The sequence below is a fragment of the Cytobacillus oceanisediminis genome (genome assembly GCF_003182355.1).
Taxonomy (GTDB): domain Bacteria; phylum Bacillota; class Bacilli; order Bacillales; family Cytobacillaceae; genus Cytobacillus; species Cytobacillus oceanisediminis_A.
Window position 1 is genome coordinate 1 of record NZ_QGTW01000042.1, and the last position, 1131, is coordinate 1131.

The 1131-nt window shown below is 50.1% G+C and carries 9 tRNA genes and 2 rRNA genes; all 11 read right to left on the reverse strand.

Features of this window, described 5'->3' with window-relative positions:
- A 16S ribosomal RNA gene (locus DFO73_RS28210) occupies positions 1 to 65 on the reverse strand; the annotation flags it as partial.
- Between the two features lie 160 nt (positions 66 to 225).
- Positions 226 to 301 (reverse strand) — tRNA-Ala (locus DFO73_RS28215).
- Positions 302 to 310: 9 nt separating this feature from the next.
- A tRNA-Pro gene (locus tag DFO73_RS28220) sits at positions 311 to 387 on the reverse strand.
- Positions 388 to 393: 6 nt separating this feature from the next.
- Positions 394 to 470, reverse strand: a tRNA-Arg gene (locus tag DFO73_RS28225).
- Between the two features lie 16 nt (positions 471 to 486).
- Positions 487 to 575: transfer RNA gene (locus tag DFO73_RS28230), tRNA-Leu, on the reverse strand.
- A 7-nt stretch (positions 576 to 582) separates the two neighbouring features.
- A tRNA-Gly gene (locus tag DFO73_RS28235) sits at positions 583 to 657 on the reverse strand.
- Positions 658 to 664: 7 nt separating this feature from the next.
- A tRNA-Leu gene (locus DFO73_RS28240) sits at positions 665 to 749 on the reverse strand.
- Positions 750 to 764: 15 nt separating this feature from the next.
- Positions 765 to 840, reverse strand: a tRNA-Lys gene (locus DFO73_RS28245).
- A gap of 28 nt (positions 841 to 868) precedes the next feature.
- Positions 869 to 944 (reverse strand) — tRNA-Thr (locus DFO73_RS28250).
- Positions 945 to 952: 8 nt separating this feature from the next.
- Positions 953 to 1028: transfer RNA gene (locus DFO73_RS28255), tRNA-Val, on the reverse strand.
- A 9-nt stretch (positions 1029 to 1037) separates the two neighbouring features.
- Positions 1038 to 1131, reverse strand: a 5S ribosomal RNA gene (gene rrf / locus DFO73_RS28260); the annotation flags it as partial.

The following is a 1131-nucleotide window of genomic DNA, read 5'->3' on the forward strand; positions in this document are numbered from 1 at the left end:
TCGACTTGCATGTATTAGGCACGCCGCCAGCGTTCGTCCTGAGCCAGGATCAAACTCTCCATATAAGAGTTGATTAAGCTCATAAGTTGTCTTTTCAAAAAAGACTAAAGAATTAACGTTGACGTTTTTGTTCGTTCAGTTTTCAAAGATCAATCCGTCGTTTAAGGCGACTTTATTATCTTATCAGATTTAGCAATCTGAGTCAATAACTTTTTTAAATCTTTTTGGTGGAGCCTAGCGGGATCGAACCGCTGACCTCCTGCGTGCAAAGCAGGCGCTCTCCCAGCTGAGCTAAGGCCCCAATATTTAATGGTCGGGAAGACAGGATTCGAACCTGCGACCCCTTGGTCCCAAACCAAGTGCTCTACCAAGCTGAGCTACTCCCCGTAAATATGGCGCGCCCGAGAGGAGTCGAACCCCTAACCTTTTGATCCGTAGTCAAACGCTCTATCCAATTGAGCTACGGGCGCATTATATTAACTTAAATGGTGCCGAGGACCGGAATCGAACCGGTACGGTAGTCACCTACCGCAGGATTTTAAGTCCTGTGCGTCTGCCAGTTCCGCCACCCCGGCATAAAAATGGAGCGGAAGACGGGATTCGAACCCGCGACCCCCACCTTGGCAAGGTGATGTTCTACCACTGAACTACTTCCGCTTAAAAATGGTGCGGGTGAAGGGAGTCGAACCCCCACGCCTTGCGGCGCCAGATCCTAAGTCTGGTGCGTCTGCCAATTCCGCCACACCCGCAATATTAAATTGAAATGGTGAGCCATGAAGGACTCGAACCTTCGACCCTCTGATTAAAAGTCAGATGCTCTACCGACTGAGCTAATGGCTCATTAAAATCTCGTAGAGATTAAAAGAGATGGTGCCGGCGAGAGGACTTGAACCCCCAACCTACTGATTACAAGTCAGTTGCTCTACCAATTGAGCTACACCGGCAAGTTATATGGTGGAGGATGACGGGATCGAACCGCCGACCCTCTGCTTGTAAGGCAGATGCTCTCCCAGCTGAGCTAATCCTCCATTATAAATGCCCGGCAGCGTCCTACTCTCACAGGGGGACAGCCCCCAACTACCATCGGCGCTGAGAAGCTTAACTTCCGTGTTCGGTATGGGAACGGGTGTG